The organism is Streptomyces sp. RG80 (assembly GCF_040446465.1).
Taxonomy (GTDB): Bacteria; Actinomycetota; Actinomycetes; order Streptomycetales; family Streptomycetaceae; genus Streptomyces.
This window is the reverse complement of sequence record NZ_JBEAAJ010000005.1, coordinates 54,508-79,125: the sequence shown is the minus strand read 5'-3', so window position 1 is coordinate 79,125 and position 24,618 is coordinate 54,508. Positions and strand designations below refer to the sequence as shown.

The 24,618-nt window shown below is 72.8% G+C and carries 26 protein-coding genes and 1 pseudogene; 12 read left to right on the top strand and 15 right to left on the bottom strand.

Features of this window, described 5'->3' with window-relative positions; all coding sequences use genetic code 11:
• Positions 1-3: 3 nt before the first annotated feature.
• The 5 genes from ABKA17_RS18050 (at position 4) to ABKA17_RS18030 (ending at position 3,437) form a co-directional block, all read left to right on the top strand.
• The gene (locus ABKA17_RS18050) at positions 4-735 is read left to right on the top strand and encodes a CBS domain-containing protein (protein ID WP_353693101.1); all 732 of its coding nucleotides are present in this window, start codon (positions 4-6) and stop codon (positions 733-735) included.
• Positions 736-756: 21 nt separating this feature from the next.
• Entirely contained in the window at positions 757-1,263 is a 507-nt protein-coding gene (locus ABKA17_RS18045; RefSeq protein WP_353693100.1) for a flavodoxin domain-containing protein, read from the top strand.
• Positions 1,264-1,323: 60 nt separating this feature from the next.
• A complete protein-coding gene (locus ABKA17_RS18040) occupies positions 1,324-2,322 on the top strand; it encodes an Acg family FMN-binding oxidoreductase (protein ID WP_353693099.1) in 999 nt (332 codons plus the stop codon).
• Positions 2,319-2,894 carry an Rv1733c family protein gene (locus ABKA17_RS18035; protein WP_353693098.1) on the top strand — a complete coding sequence of 192 codons (576 nt, stop codon included), beginning with the start codon at positions 2,319-2,321 and terminating at the stop codon, positions 2,892-2,894. Before ABKA17_RS18040 ends, ABKA17_RS18035 begins: the two co-directional genes overlap by 4 nt.
• Before the next feature lie 120 nt (positions 2,895-3,014).
• Positions 3,015-3,437: an Hsp20/alpha crystallin family protein gene (locus ABKA17_RS18030; RefSeq protein WP_353693097.1), complete on the top strand. Its 423-nt coding sequence runs from the start codon at positions 3,015-3,017 to the stop codon at positions 3,435-3,437.
• Positions 3,438-3,681: 244 nt separating this feature from the next.
• On the opposite strand, the gene hypE is transcribed toward ABKA17_RS18030, so the two are convergent.
• The 12 genes from hypE to ABKA17_RS17970 all read right to left on the bottom strand — a co-directional run bounded on the left by hypE (position 3,682) and on the right by ABKA17_RS17970 (position 15,088).
• Positions 3,682-4,725, bottom strand: coding sequence for a hydrogenase expression/formation protein HypE (hypE, locus tag ABKA17_RS18025; RefSeq protein WP_353693096.1), 1,044 nt, complete (start codon positions 4,723-4,725; stop codon positions 3,682-3,684).
• A complete protein-coding gene (gene hypD / locus ABKA17_RS18020) occupies positions 4,722-5,825 on the bottom strand; it encodes a hydrogenase formation protein HypD (protein WP_353693095.1) in 1,104 nt (367 codons plus the stop codon). The genes hypE and hypD overlap by 4 nt, the downstream gene beginning before the upstream one ends.
• Positions 5,822-6,460 carry a CBS domain-containing protein gene (locus ABKA17_RS18015; RefSeq protein ID WP_353693094.1) on the bottom strand — a complete coding sequence of 213 codons (639 nt, stop codon included), beginning with the start codon at positions 6,458-6,460 and terminating at the stop codon, positions 5,822-5,824. Before ABKA17_RS18015 ends, hypD begins: the two co-directional genes overlap by 4 nt.
• A complete protein-coding gene (locus ABKA17_RS18010; protein WP_353693093.1) occupies positions 6,453-7,814 on the bottom strand; it encodes a Ni/Fe hydrogenase subunit alpha in 1,362 nt (453 codons plus the stop codon). Before ABKA17_RS18010 ends, ABKA17_RS18015 begins: the two co-directional genes overlap by 8 nt.
• Positions 7,811-8,578, bottom strand: coding sequence for an NADH-quinone oxidoreductase subunit B family protein (locus ABKA17_RS18005; RefSeq protein ID WP_353693092.1), 768 nt, complete (start codon positions 8,576-8,578; stop codon positions 7,811-7,813). The genes ABKA17_RS18010 and ABKA17_RS18005 overlap by 4 nt, the downstream gene beginning before the upstream one ends.
• Position 8,579: 1 nt before the next feature.
• The gene (locus tag ABKA17_RS18000) at positions 8,580-9,386 is read right to left on the bottom strand and encodes an FAD/NAD(P)-binding protein (RefSeq protein ID WP_353693091.1); all 807 of its coding nucleotides are present in this window, start codon (positions 9,384-9,386) and stop codon (positions 8,580-8,582) included.
• Entirely contained in the window at positions 9,383-9,847 is a 465-nt protein-coding gene (locus ABKA17_RS17995) for a Crp/Fnr family transcriptional regulator (RefSeq protein WP_353693090.1), read from the bottom strand. The genes ABKA17_RS18000 and ABKA17_RS17995 overlap by 4 nt, the downstream gene beginning before the upstream one ends.
• Positions 9,847-10,983 carry a 4Fe-4S dicluster domain-containing protein gene (locus tag ABKA17_RS17990; RefSeq protein ID WP_353693089.1) on the bottom strand — a complete coding sequence of 379 codons (1,137 nt, stop codon included), beginning with the start codon at positions 10,981-10,983 and terminating at the stop codon, positions 9,847-9,849. Before ABKA17_RS17990 ends, ABKA17_RS17995 begins: the two co-directional genes overlap by 1 nt.
• A 123-nt stretch (positions 10,984-11,106) precedes the next feature.
• Positions 11,107-11,364 carry a HypC/HybG/HupF family hydrogenase formation chaperone gene (locus ABKA17_RS17985; RefSeq protein ID WP_353693088.1) on the bottom strand — a complete coding sequence of 86 codons (258 nt, stop codon included), beginning with the start codon at positions 11,362-11,364 and terminating at the stop codon, positions 11,107-11,109.
• Between the two features lie 6 nt (positions 11,365-11,370).
• The gene (gene hypF / locus ABKA17_RS17980; protein ID WP_353693087.1) at positions 11,371-13,659 is read right to left on the bottom strand and encodes a carbamoyltransferase HypF; all 2,289 of its coding nucleotides are present in this window, start codon (positions 13,657-13,659) and stop codon (positions 11,371-11,373) included.
• Positions 13,656-14,150, bottom strand: coding sequence for a hydrogenase maturation protease (locus tag ABKA17_RS17975; RefSeq protein ID WP_353693086.1), 495 nt, complete (start codon positions 14,148-14,150; stop codon positions 13,656-13,658). The genes hypF and ABKA17_RS17975 overlap by 4 nt, the downstream gene beginning before the upstream one ends.
• A 110-nt stretch (positions 14,151-14,260) precedes the next feature.
• Positions 14,261-15,088: a universal stress protein gene (locus tag ABKA17_RS17970; protein ID WP_353693085.1), complete on the bottom strand. Its 828-nt coding sequence runs from the start codon at positions 15,086-15,088 to the stop codon at positions 14,261-14,263.
• A 182-nt stretch (positions 15,089-15,270) separates the two neighbouring features.
• Here ABKA17_RS17970 and ABKA17_RS17965 point away from each other — a divergent pair, with 182 nt between their 5' ends.
• The 5 genes and pseudogenes from ABKA17_RS17965 to ABKA17_RS17945 form a co-directional block, all read left to right on the top strand.
• The gene (locus ABKA17_RS17965; protein WP_353693084.1) at positions 15,271-16,170 is read left to right on the top strand and encodes a universal stress protein; all 900 of its coding nucleotides are present in this window, start codon (positions 15,271-15,273) and stop codon (positions 16,168-16,170) included.
• Positions 16,171-16,813: 643 nt separating this feature from the next.
• On the top strand, positions 16,814-17,056 hold the full coding sequence (locus ABKA17_RS17960) for a hypothetical protein (protein ID WP_353693083.1): 243 nt from the start codon (positions 16,814-16,816) through the stop codon (positions 17,054-17,056).
• A gap of 42 nt (positions 17,057-17,098) precedes the next feature.
• On the top strand, positions 17,099-17,992 hold the full coding sequence (locus ABKA17_RS17955) for a universal stress protein (RefSeq protein WP_353693082.1): 894 nt from the start codon (positions 17,099-17,101) through the stop codon (positions 17,990-17,992).
• Between the two features lie 408 nt (positions 17,993-18,400).
• Positions 18,401-19,387 carry an ATP-grasp domain-containing protein gene (locus ABKA17_RS17950; protein ID WP_353693081.1) on the top strand — a complete coding sequence of 329 codons (987 nt, stop codon included), beginning with the start codon at positions 18,401-18,403 and terminating at the stop codon, positions 19,385-19,387.
• A 321-nt stretch (positions 19,388-19,708) separates the two neighbouring features.
• Positions 19,709-19,873, top strand: a pseudogene (locus tag ABKA17_RS17945) (glyceraldehyde 3-phosphate dehydrogenase NAD-binding domain-containing protein); the annotation flags it as partial.
• On the opposite strand, the gene ABKA17_RS17940 reads toward ABKA17_RS17945, so the two are convergent.
• From ABKA17_RS17940 to ABKA17_RS17930, 3 genes are all read right to left on the bottom strand, one after another.
• Complete coding sequence (locus ABKA17_RS17940) at positions 19,835-19,957, bottom strand: hypothetical protein (RefSeq protein WP_353693645.1); 123 nt, start codon at positions 19,955-19,957, stop codon at positions 19,835-19,837. The pseudogene ABKA17_RS17945 and the gene ABKA17_RS17940 overlap by 39 nt on opposite strands.
• 123 nt (positions 19,958-20,080) lie before the next feature.
• Positions 20,081-20,536: an FMN-binding protein gene (locus ABKA17_RS17935; protein WP_353693080.1), complete on the bottom strand. Its 456-nt coding sequence runs from the start codon at positions 20,534-20,536 to the stop codon at positions 20,081-20,083.
• 7 nt (positions 20,537-20,543) lie between these two features.
• The gene (locus ABKA17_RS17930; RefSeq protein ID WP_353693079.1) at positions 20,544-21,896 is read right to left on the bottom strand and encodes a ferredoxin reductase family protein; all 1,353 of its coding nucleotides are present in this window, start codon (positions 21,894-21,896) and stop codon (positions 20,544-20,546) included.
• Positions 21,897-22,127: 231 nt separating this feature from the next.
• Between ABKA17_RS17930 and ABKA17_RS17925 the strand changes: the two genes are divergently transcribed.
• Together ABKA17_RS17925 and ABKA17_RS17920 are read left to right on the top strand one after the other, a co-directional pair.
• Positions 22,128-22,877 carry a response regulator transcription factor gene (locus ABKA17_RS17925; protein WP_353693078.1) on the top strand — a complete coding sequence of 250 codons (750 nt, stop codon included), beginning with the start codon at positions 22,128-22,130 and terminating at the stop codon, positions 22,875-22,877.
• Complete coding sequence (locus tag ABKA17_RS17920) at positions 22,874-24,382, top strand: sensor histidine kinase (RefSeq protein ID WP_353693077.1); 1,509 nt, start codon at positions 22,874-22,876, stop codon at positions 24,380-24,382. Before ABKA17_RS17925 ends, ABKA17_RS17920 begins: the two co-directional genes overlap by 4 nt.
• The last annotated feature ends 236 nt before the right edge of the window (positions 24,383-24,618 follow it).

Genomic DNA, 24,618 nt, shown 5'->3' with positions numbered 1-24,618 from the left:
ACCATGAAGCACAACAAGGTCGGCTCCGTGATGACCACGGACGTCGTCCGCGCCGAGTACGCAACCCCGTTCAAGGAAGTGGCCCGACTGCTCGGCGAGCACCGCATCAGCGGACTGCCGGTGGTCGACGAGGACGAGAAGGTCGTCGGCGTCATATCCGAGACCGACCTGATGGTCCGGCAGGCCGAGATGCCCGACCCCTACGCGCCGAAGAAGCGCTTCTCCCTGGGCGGGCTGACCCGCCGGAACCGGGCACGGAGGGTGAAGGCCAAGGCGCGTACCGCGGGACGGCTGATGACGCAGCCGCCTGTGACGGTGCACGCCGACGACACCATCGTCGAGGCCGCTCGCACCATGGCCCAGCACCGCATCGAACGGCTGCCCGTCCTCGACGAGGAACAGCGTCTGGTCGGCATCGTCACCCGCCGCGACCTGCTTCAGGTCTTCCTGCGGCCCGATGCGGACATCCGGCGCGAGGTCATCGACGAGGTGCTCGTGCGCGCCCTGTGGCTCCCGCCCCGCAGCATCGACGTGTCGGTCACGGAGGGCGTGATCACCCTCGCCGGTCGCATGGAACGCAAGAGCGAAACGGAGATCGCCGTCTCCATGACCCGGCAGATCGACGGTGTCGTCGACGTCGTCGACAAGCTGACCTGGCGACTGGACGACGCGAACCTGCGGGTCGACGAGCAGTCACTGCACGGAGTCGCGGACGACTGGCTGCGCAAGATCTGAACCGAGAGGAGGCGTACCGCCATGACTGGTGGTGTGCTGGTCGCCTACGGGACCACGAACGGATCCACCGCCCGGATCGCCGAGACCGTGGCCGAGATTCTGAACAAGGAGGGGATCACGGCCTGGGCCCGGCCGGCCGCGTCCGTCGGCGACGTGCGGAACTACGACGCCGTCGTCCTGGGCGGTGGACTGTACGCCGGACGCTGGCACCGTGACGCCCGCCGGTTCCTGCGGCGGCACCGCCGGGACCTGGCCGGGCGTCCGCTGTGGCTGTTCAGCAGCGGCCCCCTCGACCCCTCGGCCGCCCATCGGGACATCCCGCCGGTGCCGGGCGTGCGGAAGGCCATGATCCGCCTCGACGCCCGGGAACACATCACCTTCGGCGGCTGCCTGGAGGAAGGCGCCAAGGGCTGGGTTGCCCGGATGATCGTGCGCAACGGCAAGGGAGGTGACTTCCGGGACTTCGGGCAGATCGAGGACTGGGCACGGCGGATCGCCCAGGAACTCGTGGCCGCGCGCGAGGGCTGATCGCGCGCTGACACCGAGGAAGGCCCACGGGCCAGGAACCTCACGAAGGGCGGAGGAGCCATGTCCCTGACGTACGAGAGCCACGGCCACGCGGCTCTCCATCTGGCCCGTGCCGCCTCGCTCGCGCCCTCACCGCACAACAGCCAGCCGTGGTCCTTCGTCGAGGAGGGCCACGACCAGGGCTTCCAGCTGCACCTGGACGACGCACGCCGGATGCCCCTGACGGACCCGGGCGGCCGGGAAGCGGTCATCGCCTGCGGAGCGGCCCTGTTCAACGTCCGCCTGGCCGTACGCCGCATGGGGTTCCGGCCCGCCGTCGACCTGCTCCCCGACCCCGGGCATCCGACCTGTCTGGCCCGCGTGGGCTACGGCATCCACGCCCCGGCCACCTGCGAAGAGGCACGGCTGGCCGCCGTGATGCCGCAACGGCACACCCACCGCGGCCCGTTCACCGACGGCCCGGTCCCGGACCCGGTCCTCGACGAGCTGCGGGCCGCCGCCCTGGCCGAGGGCATCGCCCTCCAGCTGGTCGACGAGCCGGAGACGCTCCGGCTGCTCGCGGGGCTGGTGCGCGTGGGCGAGGAGGCGCACCGCACGGACATCCGGCACGCCGCCGAACTGAGGCGGTACGTGGGCCCGTACGGCATACCGGCCCAGGCCTGCCGGAACCATCCCGACGGCACACTCCTGGTCGGCCGTGACTACCTGCGTCAGGCGCCCTGGCGGTACGTGCGCCGCCCCGAACGGTGGAGCCCGAGAACGGGCACCGTGGCGCTGCTCACCAGTCGGCACGACAGTCGCCAGGACTGGCTGCGCTCCGGGCAGGCGCTCCAGCGCCTCCTGCTGCACGCGGCCGGCCACCAGGTCATGGCGGCCTTCCACACCCAGCCCCTCGAACTCCCCGCCCTGCGCACGCGAATACGGACGCTTATCACCGGCGGCCAGTACCCGCAGGTGATCCTGCGCCTGGGCCGGACGACCGAGCTGTGGCGCACCCCCCGACTTCGGGCGGCCGATCTGCTGACCCGCGCCGATGCCTCAAGCAGGTGGTGGCCGTGAACGGGACCCGGCGCCTGTGGTGGCGCTTTCGGCGCAACCCGCTGCGCCGCAGGAGTGACCTGATCGAAGGCTGGCTGCTGCTGTCCACCTGGCTGCTGGCCGTGGTGGTGGCAGTCGTCGCCGGTGTCCTGGCCGCCGACGTGGTCGAAGACGACGTCAACCGCCTGCGGGCGCAGCGGCACGCCGTGACGGCCGTGCTCACCGAGGACGCCGAACGCTCGCCGTCCGCGACCGAGGGAACCGACATGGACCAGGCGTGGGCCACCGTGCGCTGGACCGGCCGGGACGGCAAGGTCCGCACGGGTGTCGCCCGGGTCGAGGCCGGCGGCAAGGCCGGCGGCAGGACCGAGGTGTGGCTGGACGAGCGTGAGCGTCTCGTGCCCGAGCCCGCGACGCCCGAGCAGGCCGAGCTCCAGGGGACGGTGCTCGGCATGGCCGCCGCCGTGGGCGCGGGGGCGCTGGTGGCGTTCGCCGGCTGGGGCGGCTGTGCCCGCCTGGGTCGGCGGCGCCTGGCGCAGTGGGACAAGGAGTGGGCCGACATCGACCCGCGCAAGGGATGGAAGACCGGCTGAGCGACGCCCCGCCAGGGTCCGACCGGCTCGGGCCCCGGGCCGAACGGCACTCGGCACGCGCACCGCTCCGGAGGAGGCTGGAAAGTGGACCGAGAAAGCACGCTGGTGAAGGGAGGAGACATGACGGGCATGATCGAGCGGCTGCCGGGCTGGCCGACGCTGCCCGACCTGTTCGGCTGGGTGGAGGCCGGCTTCCCAGGGACGCACGGTGTCCCGGGGCTGCATGGCATACGCGTCGAGGAACACGTGACGGACGGAACGTACGTCCTGCGGGCCGAGCTTCCTGGCATCGACCCCGCCAAGGACGTCGAGATCACCATCGCGGAGGGCGTACTGACACTGCGCGCGGAGCGTGGTGAGGAGAGCAAGGAGAAGTACCGCACCGAGTTCCGCTACGGCACCTTCGCCCGCTCCGTCCGGCTGCCGGCCGGCGCACAGGGCGACGAGGCGACCGCCGACTACAAGGACGGTGTCCTGACCATCACGGTCCCGGTGCCCGAGAAGAAGGCGGGAACCACCACCATCAAGGTGCGCCAGGGCTGACCACGAAGCCACCGCACCAGTCCGCCGCCCGGAAGGAAGGCCGGGCGGCGGACGTACGCATGCCGTCTGCCGGCAAAGCCGCTCCTCAGCGGGAGCAGGCTTCGCGTCCGGGTAGAGGTCGGCTCTCAGCCGCGGCCGCCACTTACGCAGTGCAGGCCGCCCCGTCGCCACAGCCCCGCCTCTGGACGACGGCTGTCCCCCCACTCCGCGTCCCTCAAGCCTCGCAGGACGCCCTGGAAGACCGTCAGCAGATCCTGGGCAGTTGCTCGCCGAGCGGCATCTCCACGATCCGGCGTGCCCCCACCAGCGTCCGCAGCGTCACCCGGCCGCCCGGTCCGCCCGACCCCTCCGGCAACACCTCGCCGATCCGCACCGCGGCCACGCCCTCGGCCACCGACCGCATCGCGCCGAGCGCCTCCTCGGCCGAGCCCGCGGCGACGAACGCCACCAGGCAGCCCTCGTTGGCGACGATCAGCGGGTCCAGACCGAGCAGGTCGCAGGCCGCGGCGACCGCCCCGGGCACCGGCACGGCGCCTTCCTCGATCTCGACGGCGACGGAGGAGTCCCGGGCGATCTCGTTGAGCGCCGCCGCGAGCCCGCCCCGGGTCGGGTCGCGCAGGACGTGGACATCCGCGCCGAGCGGGGTCAGCGCGCGCACCAGCCGGTGCAGGGGCCGCGTGTCGGAGGCGATGTCGCTCTCGAAACCGAGGCCCTCACGGGTGCTGAGCACGGTCGTGCCGTGCAGCCCGATGGGCCCGGACAGCAGCACCGCGTCGCCGGGCCGGGCCAGCGCGGCGGACGGATGCAGGGAGCCGTGCCGCTGCCCGACGCCGGTGGTGTTGACGAACAGCCGGTCGGCCGCGCCCCGGCCCACGACCTTGGTGTCCCCGGTCACCACGGGCACCCCGACAGCCTGCGCCGCCTTCCCCAACGAGCCCAGGACCGCCCGGAGTTCGCTCAGAGGCAGCCCCTCCTCGACGATCAGGGAGACGGACAGCGCGATCGGCCAGGCGCCCCGCATCGCCAGGTCGTTGACGGTGCCGTGTACGGCCAGGGAGCCGATGTCCCCGCCCGGGAAGAACAGCGGACTGACCACGAAACTGTCGGTGCTGATCACCAGCTCCCGGTAGCCCGGCAGCAGCGCCGCGTCCTCCAGCGGCCCCGGTTCCCCGTCCAGGGCGGGCAGGACGAGCTGTTCGAGCAGTTCGGCGGTGAGCCGGCCGCCGGCGCCGTGGCCGAGCAGCACGACCTCGTCGTCGTGGTGTGGGGTGGGGCACTGGACGGTCATGGCGTGCTCCTCGTCGGGATGCGTCCCGCCGCGTGGAAGGCGGCACAGGTGCCCTCGGACGACACCATCGGGGCGCCGAGGGGATGGCGGGGCGTGCAGCGGGTGCCGTACGCGGTGCAGTCGGTGGGCAGCTTCGCCCCGGTCAGGATCGCGCCGGCGATGCACTCGGGGTCCTCGACCGGACACAGTCCGCCCACGTCGAAGCGCCGGGCGGCGTCGAACTCCCGGTACTTCTCCGCCAGTTCGAGCCCGCTGGCGGGCAGCGCCCCGATGCCGCGCCAGGCCCGGTCGGTGACCTGGAAGACCTCGGCGACGGTGTCCCGCGCCTCGGTGTTGCCGGACCGGCGTACCGCCCGCACGTACTGGTTCTCCACCGCGGACCGGCCGGACTCCAGCTGCCGTACCGCCATCAGGATGCCCTCCAGCAGGTCCAGCGGCTCGAAGCCGGTCACGACGATCGGCACCCGGTAGCGCTCGGCGATCGGCTCGTACTCGCGCCAGCCCATCACCGCGCACACATGCCCGGCGGCGAGGAAGGCCTGCACCTCGCAGTCCGGGTCGTCGAGCAGCGCGGTCATCGCGGGCGGTACCAGGACATGGCTGACCAGCATCGAGAAGTTGGTCAGTCCGAGCCGGGCGGCGTGCAGGACGGCCGTGGCGTTGGCGGGGGCGGTGGTCTCGAAGCCGACCGCGAGGAAGACGACCTGCCGCTCCGGGTGCTCGGCGGCCAGCCGTACGGCGTCCATCGGGGCGTACACCACCCGGACGTCCGCGCCCCGGGCCCGCAGCGACAGCAGGTCGGTGTCGGTGCCGGGGACGCGCAGCATGTCGCCGAAGCTGGTGAGGATCACACCGGGGCGGGCCGCGACGGCCATGGCCCGGTCCAGGGTCTCCAGGGGGGTCACGCAGACCGGGCAGCCCGGGCCGTGGATCATCCGCATCCCGGCGGGCAGCAACTCGTCGATGCCCTGGCGGACCAGGGTGTGGGTCTGGCCGCCGCACACCTCCATGATCCGCCACGGGCGGGTGGCGGTCCGCCGCAGCTCGTCCAGCAGGCGCCGGGCGAGCGCGGGGTCGCGGTACTCGTCGAGGTACTTCATCGGTGCGTGAGATCGAGCCGGACGTCGACGACCCCTTCGACCGAGTGGACGGCCCGGGCCACGATGGGCAGATAGGTGCGTTCGGAGGCGGAGCCGGCCAGCGTGGCGACGCCGTCGGAGACGGTCACCGACAGCGGTGTGGTCACCGGCATCCGCTCCAACACGGTCTGCCGTATCTCGGCGGCGATCTCCTCGTCCGGCCGCAGGAAGACCTTCAGCAGGTCGCTGCGGCTGACCACGCCCTGGAGCATGCCGACCGCGTCCACCACGGGCAGCCGCTTCACATGCCGACGGGCCATTATCCGGGCGGCCTCCGCGACGGAGGCGTCGGCGTGCACGGTCACCGCGGGTGCGCTCATCAGCTCGCCCGCGGTCACCGCGTCGGCCTTGGCGTGCTTGAGGAGTTCGGCGGGGTCCAGGAGCGGGGGCTCGTCGTTGTCGCGGTACTCCTCCTTGGACAGCAGGTCGGCCTCGGAGACCACCCCGACGACCCGGCCCTCACCGGCCAGCACCGGCACGGCGCTGACCTTCCACTGGTCGAGCAGCGCGACGATCTCCTTGAAGGGCGCCTCACTGCCGACGGCGACGACGGTGTGTGTCATCACATCGCTCACGGTGTACGGGGATTCAGACATCACAGCCTCCCGGCGGTTCCCCCTGGGTGCGGACGACGGTCAGGTCGAGGAAATGGGTGGAGCACGAGATGCACGGGTCGTGGTTGCGGATCGCCCGCTCGCACAACGCCGTCAACTCGGCGTCGTCCACGTCGTGTTCACCGAGGGCCCGCTGGGTGAGCCGCCGCAGGTCGTCCTCGATCGCGCCCTGGTTCTGCGCGGTCGGCGGCACGAGCAGCGCGTCGGTGACGATGCCGTCGGCGTCCAGGGCGTAGCGGTGGTAGAGCACCCCGCGAGGAGCCTCGGTGGCGCCGTGTCCGACGCCCGCGACCGGCGGCACCTCCACGAAAGGCCGCTCGGGCGGCTCGTACGCCGCGATGATGCGCAGCGCCTCGTCGACGGCGTACACCGTCTCCACCGCCCGCACCAGGATCGACCGGAACGGATTGCGGCACACGGCCCCCTCGCGCGGATCGCCCAGCCCGGCCGCCACGGCGGCCTGGAGCGCCACCGGGGACAGCCGGGCCCCGCTGATCGCGAACCGGGCGAGGGAGCCGGTGAGATGGAGCCGCCCGTCGAGGCGGGAGTGCAGCGCGGTGGAGTGCGGCACATGGGTCTCGGCCACATGCTCGGTGAAGTCCCGCACGGGGAAGGACGACCGGGTCCCGTCCGCGCGCAGCATGGTCGGCGTGCCGCATTCGATGGCGTACGTGTCCGGCTCGGCCAGCGCCAGCAGATCCGCCGCCGCGTGGGCGTCCGGGAACTCGAAGCCCGCGACCCAGCGCACGGTGTCCCAGGCGTCGTCCCGAGCCTGCTTCAACTCCTCGGTGAGCGGCCGTAGTTCGGCGCGCGTCGGGGCCCGGTGGAAGCCGCCGAGACGGACGTTCACGGGGTGCACGGCCCGCCCGCCGAGCAGCTCCATCAGCGCGTTGCCGGCCTTCTTCAGCCTCAGCCCCCGCTCCACCTCGGCCCGGTGCGTGCGGGCCAGCTCGATCGCGCTCGGGCGGCCCAGGAAGTTGGGGGCGTGCAGCAGATAGATGTGCAGAACCTGGCTCTCGATCCACTCCCCGCAGTACAGCAGCCGCCGCAGCTCCCGGATCACCGGAGGAACCTCCACCCCACAGGCGTCCTCGATCGCCGCGCACGCGCTCATCTGGTACGCCACCGGGCAGATCCCGCACACCCGTGCCGTGATGTCGGGCGGCTCGGTGTAGGAGCGGCCGCGCAGGAACGCCTCGAAGAAGCGCGGCGGTTCGTAGATCTCCAGCCGTGCCTCGGTGACCGTGCCGTCGTGCACCCGCAGGCGCAGCGCGCCCTCGCCCTCGACCCGGGACAGCGAGCCGACGTGCAGAACACGGGATCCGCGGTGTGTCACTTCTCCAACTCCTCAGCGAAGGAACGGGCGTTGAACGTGTGCAGGAACCGCTCCACGGCGTCCTCGTCGAGGCCGTCGCGGCGCAGCAGCGGGATCAGCGCGGGCAGGTTCACCGACCTCGACGGGCCGAAGCAGCCGAAGCAGCCCCGCTGGTACGCCGGGCACAGCGCCCCGCACCCGGCGTGGGTGACCGGGCCGAGGCAGGGCGTGCCGTGTGCGACGGTGACGCAGACTGTGCCGCGCCGCTTGCACTCGAAGCACACGCTGTGGTCGGGCACATCCGGCCTGCGTCCGGCGAGGAACGCGGTGATCACCTCGATGAGCTGCCGTTTGTCGATCGGACAGCCGCGCAGCTCGAAGTCGACGTCGACATGGGCGGAGACGGGCGTGGAGGTCGCGAGGGTGTCGATGTACTCGGGGTGCGCGTAGACCACCCGCCGGTACTCCTCGACGTCGGCGAAGTTCCGCAGCGCCTGGATGCCGCCGGCCGTCGCGCACGCCCCGATGGTCACCAGGTGGCGGGAGGCCGCCCGGATCGCCCGGATCCGTTCGGCGTCCCCGGGTGTGGTGACCGAGCCCTCGACCAGCGACAGGTCGTAGGGGCCGGGCGCGACCGCGCTGGACGCCTCCAGGAAGTGGGCGATCTCCACCTCGCCGGCCAGGGCGAGCAGTTCGTCCTCGCAGTCCAGCAGGGTCAGCTGGCAGCCGTCGCAGGAGGCCAGTTTGAACACCGCGAGGGAAGGCTTGGGTGTTGGCGCGGACATCTCACAACTCCCTTACGGACAGCAGGGGTTCGGCCTGCACCCAGTCGACGACCGGCCCGGCCTGGCACAGCAGCAGCGGTCCGAGCTGGCAGTGCCCGCAATGCCCCGTCGCACAGCGCATGTTGCGCTCCAGCGAGACGCGGATCCGCTCCCGGGGCATGCCCCGGAAGGACAGGTCCCGTGCCGTGGCCCGGATCATCGGTTCGGGCCCGCAGATGAACGCCCAGGTGGCGTCCGGGTCGAAGTCCGCGCGGTCCAGTAGCTGGGTGACCACGCCGACGTCCCCGCGCCAGTCCTTGTCGGGCTGGTCGACGCTCACCCCGGTGAACGCCGTGGGCCAGCCCGCCACCTCTTCACGGCCGATCAGATCGGCCGGCGTGCGTGCCCCGATCAGGACGTCGACACGACCGTAGGCCTCCGGTTCGGCCAGCGCGCGCAGGATCAGCGGCCGCAGCGGCGCGAGCCCGATACCACCGGCCACGATCAGCACATCGGAGCCGTGCGCCCGCTCCAGCTCCCAGCTCGTGCCGTACGGCCCCCGGAGGCCGACGACCTCGCCCACCCGGGTCGCGCACAGTCCGTCGGAGACCGCGCCGACGGAACGGATCGTGTGGGCGAGGCCGCCCGTGGCCTGCACGGAACTCACCGACACCGGGATCTCCCCGCGGCCGAAGGAGTGCACCATCGCGAACTGTCCCGGCGCGAAGTCGGCAAGCGCGGCGCCGACCGGTTCCAGCCGGAGCGTGACCGTGTCCGGGGTCTCCGGACGACGGGCGACCACGCGATGGGGGACCGGCACGGCGGTCATCGCTCCTCCTTCGTCTCGTAGATCCCGTACAGGTCGATCAGCCGGGCGCGGGCCGCGTTCAGCCGGTGTGCCAGCACCCGGCCCACCCAGTGCTCGATCGCCCGGCCGAACTCGGGGTCGTCCAGGCACATCAGCCGTACGGCGACGGCGTCGAACTCGTGGGCCCGGACCCGGGTCACGGTCTCGGCGCCCAGCTGCCAGACGAACGGCTCGTACAACCACGACCAGCCGACCAGGTCACCGATGCCGAGCGTCTCGACGACCGGGGGCCGGCGTCCGGGCACGTGCATGTCCAGGGCCGCCGTGCCGTCCCGGACGATCCAGAAGCGGTCGGCGTGCGCGCCCTCCTCGAACAGCCGGGACCCCGGCGGGAAGTCCCTCTCGCGGGCCACCCGCAGCAGCCGGTCACGGTGCTCGGGGGGCAGGGCGTGGTTCACGCGCAGGGAGATCGAGGGAGGCATCAGTCCGTCTCCGTTCCAGGGTCCGCCACCTGTTCGGCGTGCAGCGCGGCCACTTCCTCCGTGATGTCGATGCCGGCCGGGCACCAGGCGATGCAGCGCCCGCAGCCCACACAGCCGGAGGTGTCGAACTGGTCGTGCCAGGTGGAGAGTTTGTGGGTGAGCCACTGGCGGTAGCGGCCACGGGCCGAGGCGCGCACCGGTCCGCCGTGCAGATACGAGAAGTCGAGGTCGAAGCAGGAGTCCCAGCGCTGCCAGCGCTCGGTGTGGTCACCGGTCAGGTCGGTGACCTCCTCGGTGGTGGTGCAGAAGCAGGTGGGGCAGACCATCGTGCAGTTGCCGCAGGTCAGACAGCGGGCGGCGACGTCGTCCCAGCGGTCGGCGTCCAGGCTCGCGCCCATCAGGTCGCGCAGGTCGACCACGGGCAGCGAACGCCCCATCCGGTCCCGGGCGGCGTCGACGGCGGCGTGGCCCGCGCTCTCGATGCCCGGATCGGCGGCCTGGTGCGGCAGCTGCTCCAGCAGCTCGGCGCCCTCCTCGCTGCCGACCCGCACGAGGAAGCGCCCGTCCACCTCGGTGAGCGCCAGGTCGTACCCGGCGTCGGCGGCCGGGCCACCGCCCGTGGACACGCAGAAGCAGGTCGCACCGGGCTCGGTGCACTCCGCGGCGATCAGCAGGGCCCGGTCGCGGCGCCTGCCGTACCCGGTGTCCGCGTACCGTCCACCGGTCAGGACCCGGTCCTGGATCGCGATGGCCCGCAGATCACAGGGCCGGACCCCGAGAAAGGCGTACGACGGCGCGGCCGGCTCCTCGGCGGTGAACGACACCTCGCCCTCGGGCGTACGGTCGGCACTCCAGAGCCGCTCGCGGGACGGGTGCAGGAAGTTCTTCCAGGACTGCGGACCCGCGCTGTGCGCGAAGGCGGCCTGGTCGTCGCGGCGGACCAGCCGGTAGCGCCCGGCGTCCAGCTCGACGCCCCAGCCGAACGGAAGCTCGTCGGCCGAGTCCAGCTCGGCGAGCACGATCGCCCCGTCCCGCACGGTCGGCCCGATCACGGTCCGCCCCCGCGCCACCAGCGCCGCGACCAGCGCGTCCAACCCGTCCCGGTCCAGTACGGCGGGGGCTGCGGCGACGCTCATGACGGTCCTCCTCGTCGAGTGGCTCCGTGCTCTCCACCCTCAGGTTCGGACCCCGGGCGCCCGTACGGCAGGGGCTGACCGGCCCCATGCGCGGGCCGACCGGGCACCACCGCACCGCACCGCTCAGGGCAAGGGCTCGCCCAGCTCACCCTCGACCGCGCCCGCCATCGCCCGCAGCACCGCCAGCGTCCGGTGTGCCTCCGCCTCGTCCACCAGCGTGATCGCGAACCCGACGTGCACGATGACGTACGCCCCGACCTCCGCCTGAGGCGTGCAGCTCAGGCACACCTCGCGGCGGACGCCGCCGAAGTCGACGGTCGCCATGCGCAGTCCGGCGTCGTCGTGGATCTCCAGGACCCGTCCCGGGATGCCCAGGCACATGGACGCTCACCTCTCCCCGGCCAGCCGCGCGGCCGCGACCGCCGCCTGGCCGTAGCTGATGCCGCCGTCCCCGACCGGGACCTGGCCGCCGACGAGCACCCGCAGACCCTGCGCGTGCAGGCGGCGTCGGACCTCGGTGAGCAGTCGGCGGTTGACGAAGCAGCCGCCGCCCAGGCATACCGTGTGCGGCGCACCCTCGGCGACGGCCCGTGCGACGAGCTGCGCGGTGACGACCGCGAGCGTGCCGTGGAAGGCGGCCGCCAGCCGGCTCACCGGCTCCCCGTCGAGCGAGCGCTTTAGGAGGTCGGCGAGGGTGGGCGCCGGGTCGTACACCCACAGGCCCCCTTCCCGTACGACACGGTGGGCGAGCGGTACGGCGTGCTCGTCGCCCGCAGCCGCTTCCAGCAGGACGGCGGCCTCACCCTCGTAACTCGCCCGGTCACAGAGCCCCAGCAGCGCGGCCACGGTGTCGAAGAGCCGTCCGGCGCTGGAGGCGCGCGGGCAGTTGACGTCCCGCTCGATCATGGTGCGCACGGCGGCGACCTCGACCGGGTCGAGCCGGTCGCGGAAGCGCCGGGTCAGCCAGGGGTAGGGGCGCGGGAAGCCCAGGGGTTCGCTGCCCAGGAGATGGCCCAGCGCGGTGCGGGCGGGGTGGCGTACCGCCGCGTCGCCGCCGGGCAGGGGCGCGGTCGCGAACCTGCCCACGCGGCGGTAGCCGCTCAGATCGGCGACGAGGATCTCGCCGCCCCACAGGGTGCCGTCGTCGCCGAGCCCCAGTCCGTCGTAGGCCACCCCCAGGAACCGACCCCGCACCCCGTGCTCGGCCGCGCAGGCCGCCACGTGCGCGTGATGGTGCTGCACCGGGATCCGCCGCAGCGACTGCGCCGTCGCCCACTGCGTGGACAGATAACCGGGGTGCAGGTCGTGGGCCACGACCTCCGGCTCGATACCGGTGAGCCGCCTGAGGTGGTCGTAGGAGGCGTGGAAGGCGTCGTAGGCCGCCAGGTCGGACAGGTCCCCGGTGTGCGGGCCGAGGTGGGCCCGTCCGTCGGCGGCCAGCGTGAAGGTGTGCTTGAGCTGGGCACCGGCCCCGACGACCGGCCGGGACACGGTCAGCGGCAGCGGGGCGGGGGCCAGCCCGCGCGCCCGGCGGACCGTGATGCGGGTACGTCCGGTCAGCTGCACCACGGAGTCGTCGTACCGGGAGCGGATCGGCCGGTCGTGGGTGAGGAAGCCGTCGGCGACCGGGGCGAGGGCGCGGGCGGCCTCGGTGTCGTCGACGGCGATGGGCTCGTCGCTGAGGTTGCCGCTGGTGACCACGAGCGGCCGGGCCAGCTCGTCCAGGAGGAGGTGGTGCAGGCCGGTGGTGGGCAGGAACAGGCCGATCCGGTGCAGCCCGGGATGCACCTCCGGGGCGAGCGGAGCGGCGGCGCCGCGCCGGCGCCGGGCTAGCAGCACCACAGGCCGCTCCGGAGAGGTCAGTACCGCGCGCTCGGTGGCGCCGATCCGGGCGAGACGGTCCGCGGCGCGCAGGTCCCCGACCATCACGGCGAACGGTTTCGTCGGGCGCCGCTTGCGTCGGCGCAGCTCCGCCACCGCCGCCGGATCGCCGGCGTCGCACACCAGTTGGTAGCCGCCCAGCCCTTTCAGCGCGACGATCCCGCCGCCCGCGACCGTCTTCACCGCCGCCTGGAGCGCCGTCTCGCCGCGCAGATCCTCCCAGGCGAGGCAGGGCCCGCAGGTTGGGCAGGCCACCGGCTCGGCGTGGAAGCGCCGGTCGCCGGGGTCGGCGTACTCCGCCGCGCAGGCCGCGCACAGCGGGAAGCGGCGCATGGTCGTGCGGATCCGGTCGTAGGGGAGGTCCTCGATGATGGTGGCGCGCGGTCCGCAGTCCGTGCAGTTGATGAACGGGTAGCGGTGGCGGCGGTCGCCCGGGTCGCGTAGTTCGTGCAGACAGGCCGCGCAGATCGCCGCGTCGGGCGGGATCTCGCGCGGTGCCGGGTCCCCGTCGCCGTGCGGGCTGTGCCGTACCTCGAAGCCGTGGCGGTGCGTGGGCCGCGGGGTGCCGCCGGTCAGCCGTACGCGCCGCACCCGGGCGAGGGCCGGCGCGGCGGTGCCGAGCCGGGCGGCGAACTCCTCGACAGCCCGCGGCGGACCGACGACCTCGCCCTCCACATGCCCGTTGACGTTGGCGACCCAGCCGTCCAGACCCAGTTCGGCCGCGGTGCGGTAGACGAACGGCCGGAAGCCGACGCCCTGGACGATCCCCTCGACATGGAAGCGGCGCGCGATCATGCGGGCCTCCCCGCCGCGGTGTCGCGGTACCGGGCGATCTCGTCCGCCACGGTCGCCACCAGGGGGTCCACGGCGTCGGCGACGGCGGGGGAGAGCCCGGCGCCCAGCGAGCTGTCGGCGCCCTCCACGGCGTACACGACCAGGCGTTCGGGCAGCAGGTCCAGGACCCGCGCGAGTTCGACGGCCTCGCCGAGCCCGAGCCCGTGCGAGCTGGTCGTCGGAGGCTGGTCCAGGAACCCCGAGTCGAGTTCGAGACGGTGCACCCGGCCGGGACGGCCCGGGTGGGCATGGGCCGCGTCGACGACCACGGCGAGTCGGGCGCCCTCCCACAGTCCGATCAGCCGCCCGGGGTCGGCGTCGCAGGTGGCGAGTTCGGTCTCCGGGGGCAGCGGCCGCTCGTGCAGGCCGGCCAGTACGGCCCAGCCCACGCCGTCGTCGCGCCGGAACTCGTTCCCGACGCCGATCACGGCGATACGACCCCGCGTCCTCATGTCTCAACGTTGATGCGCGGCGGCCTCGCTCCACAGGGGCCGAACGACCCCATCGGCAGGGCCGACGGGAACCGCCCGGAGCCGCCGGGGACCGCGCGGGCCGCCCGGGACTACGCCGGTACGACGGCGACCGGGCACCGGGTGTGCGGCAGCAGGGCGAGCGCGGTCCCGCCCGAGCGGCGCCCGACGACGACCAGCCCGGAGCTCTCGGAGGTGTGGGCGAGTGCGACGGCGGGGTCGAGCAGGACGACGTCCTCCAGGACGTCGACGTCCGGGTACGTCCCGCGCCACGGCTTGAGCGCGTCGGCCAGCAGCTGTACCTCCTGGTCCTCCCAGGTGGCGCGGTCCTCCTCCAGGACGGGGAAGGGGTGCCGGGCCGCCTCCTTCTCGGGGAGGGTCCAGGTGTGCACCGCGTGCAGCCGGGTTCCGTGCAGCGAGGCCGTGGTGAAGGCGAGGCCGAGGGCGTCTTCGGCAGGGTTCCGGGCGTCGATGCCCAGGGTCACGGTGTCGGCACGGCCCGCCGGTCCGTCGCCGGTGTGGGTGCCGGGGACCAGTACCAGGGGCCGGGGGCACCGGGCCGCGAGCGCGGCGGCGGTCGAGCCGAGGGTCATCCCGGCGTGTCCGCCCTCGCCGCGCAGACCGAGGATGAGCAGTTCCGCGTCCGCGGCCGCCTCGCGCAGGGCCGGCGTCGGGGCGCCGGTGAGGGTGAGGGCGTCGGCCTTCAGCCCGGGGTGTCGTTCGCGGAGTTGGGCCACGACGTGCGTCGCCACCGACTCGGGCCGCTCGGCGGACCGGCCGAGCGCGACGGGCCCGTGCGGTGCCTGGACGTGGGCCACGCGTAGCGGCAGTTCGCGCAGCAGTGCCTCGTGGGCGGCCCAGTCGGCCGCGACGCGGCTGCGTGCCGAGCGGTCGACGCCGGAGATGATCACTCGTTCCATGGTGTGCCGCCTTCCGGCCCGGACATCGGCATGCCCACGGCCTGCTCCACCCTCCCCGCCCGGACCGCCCGTGGACAGGGGGCCGAACGGTCCCGGCAGGAGACCTGGCGGCCCATACCGGCCGGAGGGCCACGGCGGGACGCTGGCATCGAGGAGCAGACCGAGCGCGGGAGGTGCCTGTCATGCTTCGCCCCGTTATCGTCGGCGTCGACGGATCCGCCGAGAGCCTGGCCGCGGCCGACTGGGCCGCGCGTGAAGCCGTGCGCCGGGAGCGGCCACTGCGTCTGGTGCACGTCTGGAACTGGCATCCCCGGCAGGACGGCGAACCGGCCACCGCCGCCCAGCGGCATCTGGCCCGGCGTGCTCTGCGCCAGGCCGAGGACCGCATCCGCCGGTCCTGTCCCGGTGTGGCCCTCGACGACGCACAGGTCGAGGGCCCGGCCACCGCGGCGCTGCTCGGCGCCGCCGACGAGGCCGACGTCCTCGTGCTCGGCTCACGCGGCCTGAGCGGGTTCACCGGATTCCTCGTCGGCTCGGTGGCGCTCGGCGTCGTAGCACGGGCCGAACGCCCGGTCGTGCTGGTCCGGGCGGGCGAAGAGGCCGCGGACGAGCACGTCCTCGCGGAGGACGGCGGCGCGTCGACCCGCACCCCCTACCGCGACGTCGTCCTGGGCCTGGACCTGGGAGACCCCTGCGACGAGGTGATCGAGTTCGCCTTCGAGGCCGCCCGCACCCGCGGAGCGCGTCTGAAAGTCGTCCACGCCTGGCAGCCGCCCTCCCCGATCTCCCTGGGCCCCGGCGACATCGGCCTGGTGGACGAGTCACGGCAGGCGGAGGAGTGGCTCGGCTTCATGACGGCCGTCCTCCAGGTCTGGCGCGAGAAGTACTCCGGCGTCGAGGTCACCGAGACGGTCACCGAGGGACGGGCCCAGTCCGTACTGGTGCGCGCGGCCTCCGGGGCGAGCCTGCTCGTCGTGGGCCGCCGCATCACCGAACGCCCGGCGGGCCCGCGCACCGGTCCCGTCGCCCACGCCGCCATCCATCATGTCGGCTGCCCGGTTGCCGTCGTACCCCACGAGTGAAGGGCCCGGGCCGGGCGAGCCGGATGCGACGTCGCACGGCGCGGGGCCGATCGGCTCGACCAGAAGCTGCGCGTCCTGCGCACTCGCCACGAGGAACTCCTGCGGGCCGAGTACATCGGAGGCCCCCACACACCCCGCGAGAGTGCAGGTCACCTGGACGGCCACGATGGGCGTACGCCATCCCGGCACCGCCTCCTGCACCCTCCCGGAGCGGGACCCGGACCAGTCGGCGCCCGCCGCCACCGCGTTGCTCCACGCGGAGACCGCCTACGCGGACGTCATACGCGCGGCCGCCGCCTACGCCGTCGCCGGCACCGCCGCCCGTGCTGTCGGGGACGAGGTGCTCGCCACCCGGCTGCGGGTGCGGGCCCTGCGGCGGCACTGGATCCCCCGGTGGAGACCGTCCTGGCCCTGGCGGACACCGCACTCGAACACAACGAGCACGAGGATGCCGTCCGCAGGAACTGGGCGTCGGACGCGGCGGCGCGCGAGCGGTGACCGCAAGCGCGGGCGGTCGGGCGGATCGGTCAGGCCGGACAGGTCCGATGACAGGGCCCTTCGGCCCATGCGCAGCCGTTCGCCACGCGGTTGGCTGGGCGTACGGAGGGGGCCGACGTCGACCGAGGGGGCGAGGAACGTGGACATGAGCCACACACCGCCACTGTGGGAGCGGTTCCTGCTCCTGCTGTTCACGGCGACGGGCATCACCTTCGCCCTGACCGCGCTCCGGGATGCGCTGCGGCTGCGCCGAGTGCGGCGCAGCGCCTGCGGAGACCTCGGTCCGCCGACCGAGTCCCCGGCGACCCCGAACGCCCCCGAGTCGACGCCGTTCCCGTCACCGGAGGCGTGTCCCGCTCACCACCCGCCGCAGTCCCTCGCCGTCTAGGGACACCGGACCGCATCCCGACGAGGACGAGGAGACACAGCCATGGGCCTCGACGAACGATTGCCCGACGCACCCCTGACCGTCGGCGTGGACGGCTCCGAGCCCAGCCTGCGGGCCACCGACTGGGCGGCCGACGAGGCCGCGCTGCGCGGAGTGCCGTTGCGGCTGGTGTACGCCTCGATGTGGGAGCACTACGAAGGTGAGGGACTCGCCGCGGATTTCGGCAGGCCGTTCGAGGAGATCCGCGGGGAGCACATCGTCGAGGCCGCCGCACAGCGGGCCCGCGAACGCAGGCCGGGTCTGCAGGTGACGGGCGAAGTGCTGCCCGACGGACCGGAGACCGTACTGCTGCAAGAGAGCCTCCGGGCCCGTGCGCTGGTGGTGGGCACACGCGGCCGCAGCGGGGTCGCCGAGGCACTGCTGGGCTCCGTGAGCCTGACCGTGGCCGCCCACGCGCAGTGCCCGGTGATTGTCGTGCGCGGCAGCCACGACAACCAGGCGCAGGCCGGGATCCACCGGCGGGTCCTCCTCGGTGTGGGCGCGGACGCCAAGGGTTCGGCGGCCGTCCGCTTCGCCTACGACGAGGCACGGATCCGGGGTGTGCCGTTGGAGGCCGTACGGGCCTGGCGGCGCCCCGCGCACGAGACCACCGACAACCCCTTGATGGGCGGCACCACCGCCCGGCCGCACGAGGAGCAGGCCGTGCGGGAACTGGAGGCCGCCCTGGAGGACGCCCCGGCGGAGCTCGACCTGCGGCGGCGCACCGCCGAGGGCCACGCCCACCGGGTGCTGGAGGACGCCTCGCGCCACGCCGACCTCCTGGTCATCGGCGCCCGGCGCCGACACGGTCACCTCGGACTCCAACTCGGCCGGATCACCCACGCGGTGCTGCACCACTCCGCCTGCCCGGTCGCCGTCGTGCCCCAGCAGACCTGACCCGTCACTGGACCGTCCGGGCATCCGTCGACATGCCCTTTCCCTCTGGCTCCGCCCCGTTCCGTGCCCGTCCCGCCAGGGCGCACGCACGGGGCGGACGGCGCAGGACCGGGAGCAGACGCCGGACCCCGCGTGCGCCCTGGTGCGGCCTCCTGCCAGGCGCCTACCCTCACGGCACGACCCTGTGACAGTGATACGGCAGGGCGGCACCTCCTGTGGTCACCGGCCGTCCGGCACGTTCGCCGAACGGGTCCGCCACGGACCCCGGACGAACGCGGCACGGCGGCTTCGCGGGCGAGGCGCCCACCGTGACCACGCGCGCGACAGGAACCACCCCCTGAGTCCGCTCGGCCGCGCAACCGGGAGCCCGCGGCACGAGCCTGCGTCGACAGCCCCGTGGAGGCAGCTGTGTCCGGACCCCGCGTCGCCCTGATCGCCGACCCCACCTCGCCCGAGGGATGCCGCGAGTACCTCGCCGAAGCCGTCCGGCTCCTCACCGGCGCACCGGCGGTGCGGATCGACTCCCGGCACTTCGCCGCCGGCGGGTCCGGGCGCGGGATCCCGGAACGGGGACGCTTACGTCTGCACGTCCCCGAACAGGGCACGGACGTGCTCGCCGACATCGTCGTCCTCTACGAGATCCCGCCGCACCGCCGACGTTCCCTCGCCGCGTTCCAGCAACTCCTCGCGCGCCACGGCGTGGTGACCCTGGCCGCCGACCCCGCCTCCTGGCGCACGGCGACCGAGAAGAACCTGACCGTTGCGCGCCTCGCCCGGGACGGAGTCGCCCAGATGGAGACGGTCGTTCTGTACGGGCCCGGCCCCGAGGAAGCGTCCGCCGCCTTCGACCGGCTCGGACGGGACGTGTGGGCCCGGCCCGTCATCGGCACCGGCGGCGACGAGACCTTCCACATCACCACCCGCGAGGCCCTGCGGCGGGCCGTCACCTACTACGCCGGACTCGGCACCGACTGGATGCTGTCCCGCGACGCGGGCAACTTCACCACGGAGGGCCACCGCCACCAGTTCCGGGTCTTCGTTTTGGACGGCCGGGTCGTGCATGCCAGGGAGCACATCCAGCCCGCCCTCGACACGCCCTGCAACACCTGTCAGGGCGCCACCCCGGTCCATCTCACCCCCGAGGAACTGCCCGCGCGGCTCGCCGAACTCGCCGTCGCCGCCACCGTGTCGGTCGGTCTGCCCTTCGCCGGCGTCGACCTGGCCGTCGAGAACGGCGGCGTCGTCTTCGAGGTCAACGTCCAGCCGGCCTTCGTCGAGGGCGAACTCCGCACGGTGGCCGTCCCGTACATCCAGGCACACCTCGACGCGCACAAGGGGCCGCAGGGCTCTGGCTACGGGACCCTGGTCCCTCTCGCACCCGCCGTCACGGAGTGACCATGGAATCAGGCGAGAGCACCGGCCACGGAATCCGCAAGGGGCTCCCCCGTCCCCGACCGGAGGCGGTGCCCGCGCCAGGGGGCGTCCCCCAAGGGCTGCGGCTGTCCGTGGGTCGGCGGCCGCAGGCTCGCGCGGTCGGGATACCGCGCGAGCACGCCCCCGCCCCGCCCCACAGCCGACCCGACGGGGTCCCACCGACCTCCGGCGCGCACAGAGCGGGACCGTAAGACCCCTACCGCACCCCGACCGGCCCAAGCCGCGAAGTGTCCGCCCGTTGGAGGGTGGAGACGTCCGGACACCGATCGGAAGGGTGAGGACATGAGCGTGCGTGTGGGCATCAACGGCTTCGGCCGGATCGGCCGCAACTACCTGCGGCTGGTGCTGGAGAGGGCGTAGAGCGCCGCAGGTGCCCCGGTGGAGGTCGTGGCGGTCAACGACCTCACGTCACCCGCGGCGCTGGCCCATCTGCTGGCGTACGGCAGCGACCGCCAGACCGATCAGCAGCCCGGACCCGGCGGCGTGCGCAGCGGGAGCCAGAGCGGCGAGGATTCCCGTGCCGATCACCACGGCGTGTTACACCTCGGGCCTCCGCCGGAGTTCGACCGCCATCCCGGCTCCGGGCCAATGTGCCGCTGTCTTCTCCTTGCCCGGATCCTCAGGGGTGGGCGAGCGGGCTGCCGACGGCAGACATCAGTGGTTGGCGGAGTCCAGCGCCGACTGGAGTGACTGACGGTAGCCGTCGCTGGTGTACGTGGCCCCGGAGACCGTGTCGATGTCGGCGCCCTGGGCGGAGAGCGCCTCTCTGGTCAACTGCGGGACGGCGTAGGCGCTGATCTGCTGATCCCTCGGGTTCTCCTGAGGGTAGGTGAGCGCGGTGACGTCGGTGAGTTTCCCGTTCCTGAGCGTGATGCGTACCTGGACAGGGCCATAGCGGGTCTGGACGGAGTCCCCGGTGAGGGTCCGGGTGCCCGTGACCGACCCGCTCGACGTGCTGGAACTGGTGGATGGCGCGGGAGAGGACGCCAATCCGGCGACGGTCGGTGCCGTGTGCGGCTTCAGCGACAGCAGCAGGACCATGCCGGAGACGGTCGCGGCGCTCGACAGCACGATCCGGCGCAGCGGACGGTTCTTCCTCAACGTGTGCAAGACGGCCTCACAGCTCGAAGGACTCATGGTGGATTCGGCGGTCCGGGACGCCGGCGGTGCGCAGTGCCTCGTACAGCTCCTGGGCGAAGCCGAGGGGTCCGCACACGTACACGTCGTGGGCCTCCAGGTCGGGTACGGCCGCGCGTAGGGAGTGGGCCGTGAGGGGCGGGCGCCGACCCTGCGGCCCGTTGAGCGCGTACAGCACCTTCGCTCCGCGTCGGCGTGCGACAGCCTCCAGCTCACCGGCCAGGGCCAGGTCCTCGGCGGTGCGGGCGCGATAGAGGAGAGTGACCGCACCGGGCAGCGTCTCGAACAGGGCCCGCAGCGGAGTGATACCAGCACCGCCCGCGACCAGCAGGGACTTGTGTGCGGTCTGCCGGTCGGACGTCAGCGCACCATAGGGACCCTCGGCCCATACTCGGGTGCCTGGCCGCAGCAGAGCGGCGGCGGAGCTGTGGTCTCCGCGTGCCTTGACGGTGATGCGCAGCAGGTCCGGGCGGGGCGGGGCCGACAGGGAGTACGGCACGGACGTCCAGCGCATGCCCTCGGTGAGGAACCGCCAGCGCAGGAACTGGCCCGGGCGTGCACCCATCTCGTCCAGGCGTCGGCCACGTATGACGACGGAGTACACGCCGGGCGCCTCGTGGTGCACGCGGTCGACCCGCAGGCGGTGACGAAGGTTGAGCCGTACCGGCGTGAGGATCCGGAACCACACCACCAGGGTCGCTACGCCGCCGTACAGCGTGTACCAGGCAGCTCGGGCGGGCAGGTTGCCGGTGAAGTGGGAGCCCAGGGCGAGTTGGTGGCCGAAGGAGAGGAAGACCGCGGCATACGTGAGCAGGTGCACGTAGTACCAGAACTCGTGGCTCACCCGAAGGCGCACCGCGCGCGCTGAGACGAGCCCGACCGCCAACAGGATGAGGGTGCCGGCGGTCGCCTTGAGCATCTCTGGGTAGTCCAGGACCACCGTGAGCGTCTCGTCCACGAAGGAGGAGCCGTCCTGGGCGGCGTACCCGAGCAGGATCAGTACGACGTGGGCGGCCAGCAGGCAGATCGTGTAGCGGCCTGCCATCGCGTGCCAACGTGTCACCCGGTCCGCCCCGATCCGCTGTTCCAGGAGCGGCACGCGGGCCATCAGTCCGACGAGGACGGCTGAGGCGTATCCGCTGAGCAGTCCCGCGATCCGCCCGGCCTCGGTCAGCCAACCCGCCGTACCCACGACTGAGCTCGTGTCGTGCCACCACAGGGCGATCACGGCGGCAGCCCCGCCCCACAGAGCCGCGAGCACGGGGACGGCGGGGGATCGCCGTCGCGAGGGAGGCGCGGGGGCAACCCCTCGGTGAGCGTAAGCCGTCGTCATCGGCATGTCCCTTCGGCTGTTCGTAGGCTCAATCGGCGGTCGGGTGACGACACTGTGACGATCCAACTTCTGAGCCTGCTCTGAGCGCGCGGTGGCTGGTGAGGCCTAACGCCCTGGGGGCCAAGGGCCGCCGGACGGTCGGAGCCGACTGGATGCGCGGCGGACTCAGAGCGAACTCAGAGCTTGGGAGAGCGCAGCAGAGCGCGGCGAGAGCGCATCCTTGTAGCTGAGATGAACACTCCCCGCCCTTGCGGCTCCGGCCGCCCCGCCCTGACCCGGATCGACGGCGCCCCGCTCCGGGTCCTCGTCGTCGACGACGATCCCGACCTGTCGGAGGTCCTCGTCGGCGCCCTGCGCTACGAGGGCTGGGAAGTCCGCACGGCCGCCGACGGAGTCTCGGCTGTCGCGCAGGCACGCGAACTGCTGCCCGACGCCGTCGTCCTCGACGTCATGCTCCCGGACACCGACGGCTTCGCCGTGCTGCGCTCGCTGCACGCCGTACGTCCCGACGTGTGTGTACTCTTCCTGACCGCCCGCGATGCGGTCGAGGACCGCATCGCGGGCATCACGGCGGGTGGTGACGATTACGTGACAAAACCGTTCAGTCTGGACGAGGTGGTCGCCCGTCTGCGCGGACTGCTGCGCCGGGCCGGCATGGCCCGGCAGACGGAGGCAGGGCCGCGGCTGACCGTCGGCGACCTGGTCATGTACGAGGAGGCCCGCGAGGTCGTTCGCGGTGGCGAACCCGTCGAACTGTCCCCGACAGAGTTCGAGCTGCTGCGTTTCCTCATGCGCAACCCGCGACGCGTGCTCAGCAAGGCGCAGATCCTCGACCGTGTGTGGTCCTACGACTTCGGCGGGCAGGCCCACGTCGTCGAGCTGTATATCTCCTACCTGCGTAAGAAGGTGGACGCGGGCCGTCTGCCCATGATCCATACGGTGCGGGGCGCCGGTTACGTCCTCAAGCCGGTGGTTCGATGAGGAGACGGACAGGCCGTGGGCCACGCCGGTGGCTGCGGCGTCTACCTCGGCCGCGCACTCTGCGGGCGCGGCTCACCGCCGGCCTCGTCGTGCTGCTCGCGGTCAGCTGCGCGGCCGTCGGGGTGGCGGCGGTGGCGGAGCTGAACGGCTTTCTCACTGGGCGTCTCGACCAGCAGCTGCGCGAGACGGGGGTACAGTTCCCGGCGAGTCTGGAGCACGGCGGGACGCTGCCGTCCGACCACGACGGTGACGAGGACGGCGACACCCGTCGCCAGGCCGCTGGTACCTTCGGCGCCAGGCTTGTGGGTGACACGGTCACCAATGCCGCGGTGGTGGCGTCCGGCATGGGCACGGGCACGGTGACCGTGCCGCTCGGGACGAGGGACAGGGCAAGGCTCGCCGACCTCGCGGCCGATGGAGAAGGGCACACGACCGAACTCTCGTCGTTGGGCGATTACCGCATGATGGCGACCGAGGGCAGGGACGGCGACGTGCTGATCACCGGGCTGCCCATGGAGTCCGTGGAGGCCACCGTCCACCGGCTGGAACTGGTGGCCGCGGTCGTCTTCGGCGCTGCGCTCGCCGTCGCCGGGGTTGCGGGAGCGCTATGGGTGCGCTGGTCGCTGCGGCCGCTCAGCAGGGTGGCGGCGACCGCCACCAGGGTCAGTGAACTGCCGCTCTCCAGCGGCGAGGTGGAGCTTCCGCCCCGAGCGCCCGAGAGCGATCCGCGCAGCGAGGTGGGGCGCGTCGCCGGTGCCTTCAACGCGATGCTCGGCCATGTCGAGGACGCGCTCACCAAACGGCACGCGAGTGAGGAACGGCTGCGCACTTTCGCCGCGGACGCCAGCCACGAGCTGCGCACGCCCGTGGCCTCGATCCGTGGTCACGCGGAACTGGCGCTGCTGTACCCCGGCCCGGTACCGCAGAAGGTCGCACGGGCGCTGGAGCGGATCGAGGCCGAAGCGGCCCGGATGGGCGAGATGGTTGACGACCTTCTGCTCCTGGCCCGTCTGGATGCGGGGCGGCCTCTGGAACGTCTTCCGGTCGACCTGACCCGTCTGGTCCTGGACGCGGCGACGGACGCGCAGACCGTGGGACCTGGACACCACTGGTTGCTGGAGCTGTCCGAGGAGCCGGTGACCGTGCGGGGCGACGCTCATCGGCTCCATCAGCTGCTGGCCAACCTGCTTGCCAACGCCCGCCTGCACACACCCGTCGGTAGCACGGTCACGATCTCGTTGGAGACCGGCGACAGTGACGGGACAGCGGTGCTGACGGTCCATGACGACGGACCCGGCGTCGCTGCGGACGTTCGCACGAAGGTCTTCGAACGCTTCACCCGCGCGGACCGTCGACGTGTCGAAGGCATGGTGGGGGGCACGGGCACCGGGCTCGGTCTGTCGATCGTGGCAGCGGTGGCGGAAGCACACAAGGGAAGCGTCACTCTCGAAAGCGGCCCGGGCTCGACCACCTTCACCGTGCGACTGCCCACGGGCAACGGGTGATCACCAACCGTTGCACTCTTCCGGCCGGCCCCGGCTGGGTCGAGCACGTCACGATGGCGACTCGTCGCTCCTCGGGGAAGCACACGGGCAACGCCTATGGGGCCGCACCCCTGACGGTCGGGGCGGCGGCTTGAGGGCCGCGAGCACCGCACGGCCGTCGGTCGGCGAACCATGTGGCTTCTCCCTGCCGTCTACAGGAACTCGCAGCTCAGGCAGCCTAGGCGCTTCGGTGCCCT

Excerpts from the sequence above, each read along its gene's own strand:
- ABKA17_RS18050 (WP_353693101.1), top strand. The coding sequence starts at position 4 with ATGAAGCACAACAAGGTCGGCTCCGTGATGACCACGGACGTCGTCCGC.
- ABKA17_RS18045 (WP_353693100.1), top strand. The coding sequence starts at position 757 with ATGACTGGTGGTGTGCTGGTCGCCTACGGGACCACGAACGGATCCACC.
- ABKA17_RS18040 (WP_353693099.1), top strand. The coding sequence starts at position 1,324 with ATGTCCCTGACGTACGAGAGCCACGGCCACGCGGCTCTCCATCTGGCC.
- ABKA17_RS18030 (WP_353693097.1), top strand. The coding sequence starts at position 3,015 with ATGACGGGCATGATCGAGCGGCTGCCGGGCTGGCCGACGCTGCCCGAC.
- hypE (WP_353693096.1), bottom strand. The coding sequence starts at position 4,725 with ATGACCGTCCAGTGCCCCACCCCACACCACGACGACGAGGTCGTGCTG.
- hypD (WP_353693095.1), bottom strand. The coding sequence starts at position 5,825 with ATGAAGTACCTCGACGAGTACCGCGACCCCGCGCTCGCCCGGCGCCTG.
- ABKA17_RS18015 (WP_353693094.1), bottom strand. The coding sequence starts at position 6,460 with ATGTCTGAATCCCCGTACACCGTGAGCGATGTGATGACACACACCGTC.
- ABKA17_RS18005 (WP_353693092.1), bottom strand. The coding sequence starts at position 8,578 with ATGTCCGCGCCAACACCCAAGCCTTCCCTCGCGGTGTTCAAACTGGCC.
- ABKA17_RS18000 (WP_353693091.1), bottom strand. The coding sequence starts at position 9,386 with ATGACCGCCGTGCCGGTCCCCCATCGCGTGGTCGCCCGTCGTCCGGAG.
- ABKA17_RS17995 (WP_353693090.1), bottom strand. The coding sequence starts at position 9,847 with ATGCCTCCCTCGATCTCCCTGCGCGTGAACCACGCCCTGCCCCCCGAG.
- ABKA17_RS17990 (WP_353693089.1), bottom strand. The coding sequence starts at position 10,983 with ATGAGCGTCGCCGCAGCCCCCGCCGTACTGGACCGGGACGGGTTGGAC.
- ABKA17_RS17985 (WP_353693088.1), bottom strand. The coding sequence starts at position 11,364 with ATGTGCCTGGGCATCCCGGGACGGGTCCTGGAGATCCACGACGACGCC.
- hypF (WP_353693087.1), bottom strand. The coding sequence starts at position 13,659 with ATGATCGCGCGCCGCTTCCATGTCGAGGGGATCGTCCAGGGCGTCGGC.
- ABKA17_RS17975 (WP_353693086.1), bottom strand. The coding sequence starts at position 14,150 with ATGAGGACGCGGGGTCGTATCGCCGTGATCGGCGTCGGGAACGAGTTC.
- ABKA17_RS17970 (WP_353693085.1), bottom strand. The coding sequence starts at position 15,088 with ATGGAACGAGTGATCATCTCCGGCGTCGACCGCTCGGCACGCAGCCGC.
- ABKA17_RS17965 (WP_353693084.1), top strand. The coding sequence starts at position 15,271 with ATGCTTCGCCCCGTTATCGTCGGCGTCGACGGATCCGCCGAGAGCCTG.
- ABKA17_RS17960 (WP_353693083.1), top strand. The coding sequence starts at position 16,814 with ATGAGCCACACACCGCCACTGTGGGAGCGGTTCCTGCTCCTGCTGTTC.
- ABKA17_RS17955 (WP_353693082.1), top strand. The coding sequence starts at position 17,099 with ATGGGCCTCGACGAACGATTGCCCGACGCACCCCTGACCGTCGGCGTG.
- ABKA17_RS17930 (WP_353693079.1), bottom strand. The coding sequence starts at position 21,896 with ATGACGACGGCTTACGCTCACCGAGGGGTTGCCCCCGCGCCTCCCTCG.
- ABKA17_RS17925 (WP_353693078.1), top strand. The coding sequence starts at position 22,128 with ATGAACACTCCCCGCCCTTGCGGCTCCGGCCGCCCCGCCCTGACCCGG.
- ABKA17_RS17920 (WP_353693077.1), top strand. The coding sequence starts at position 22,874 with ATGAGGAGACGGACAGGCCGTGGGCCACGCCGGTGGCTGCGGCGTCTA.